Source organism: Bradyrhizobium sp. MI1.3 (assembly GCF_055811695.1).
Genome location: NZ_JBVVPQ010000213.1, coordinates 1 through 1044 on the forward strand (window position 1 = coordinate 1; position 1044 = coordinate 1044).

The following is a 1044-nucleotide window of genomic DNA, read 5'->3' on the forward strand; positions in this document are numbered from 1 at the left end:
GCTCCATTCATTCGGGTTGCTGCGGGCCAGCTTTCGGCCCAAAGGGCAGATTGCCGAGCTGCGAGCCTACGTGCGTCAGCGCGAGCGCCTGCTAGAGTACGCGGCCTCACACATCCAGCATATGCAGAAGGCCTTGACGGAGATGAATCTTCAGCTGCACCACGTCGTCGCCGATATCACCGGTGCGACCGGCCTGCGTATCATACGCGCGATCCTTGCCGGCGAGCGCGATCCTGAGGCGCTGGCGTGCTTGCGCCATTACAGCTGCCACTCCAGCGCCGAGACGATCGCGAAGGCGCTCACCGGAAGCTACCGCGCCGAGCATCTGTTTGCGCTCGAGCAGGCACTTGCGCTTTACGACGCCTACCACGAGAAGGCATCTGCCTGCGACGCCCGGATCGAGGCTGTATTGAAGGAACTCATTATCCATAGGGGTCATGATAATGGATCAGCGCCGCCGGTCTCGCGGCGTCGGAATCGAACCGATCAGGCGAACGCTCTGGCGTTCGATGTCCGCGCGTCGTTGTTTGGGCTGCTTGGAAAGGACGTCACCACCATCGACGGCCTCGGTCCCTACCTCTCGCTGAAGCTGATCGCTGAATGCGGCGACGACCTCTCCTCGTGGCCAAGTGCAAAGGATTTTACCTCCTGGCTGGGATTGGCGCCCAGCAACAAGATCTCCGGCGGCAAAATGCTCTCGTCCCGAACGTGTCGATCCGGCGGCAGGGCGGCGGCACTTCTGCGCCTTGCTGCCGTGACCGTGGGTCGTACTGACACCGCGCTCGGCGCCTTTTATAGACGGCTTTCAGCGCGCATCGGCAAGGCCAAGGCCGTGACGGCCCGCAAGATCGCAGTTCTGTTCTACAATGCCGTGCGATACGGAATGGACTATGTTGATCCGGGGGCCTCATCCTACGAGGCGCGTTACCGGACGCGAGTGGTCAACAATTTGCATCGGCGTGCCAAGGCATTCGGTTTTGTTCTTCAACCCTTGGAGCCAAAAGTAGGTGCTGCCGTTTCTTAGGAATCGTTCTCCAGCGTCAG

At 60.9% G+C, this 1044-nt stretch carries 1 protein-coding gene; it reads left to right on the plus strand.

Features of this window, described 5'->3' with window-relative positions; all coding sequences use genetic code 11:
- Positions 1 to 1024, plus strand: a 1024-nt coding sequence (locus AC0L3A_RS40685; RefSeq protein WP_473256576.1) for a transposase, incomplete at its 5' end; no start/stop codon positions are given.
- Positions 1025 to 1044 lie beyond the last annotated feature (20 nt).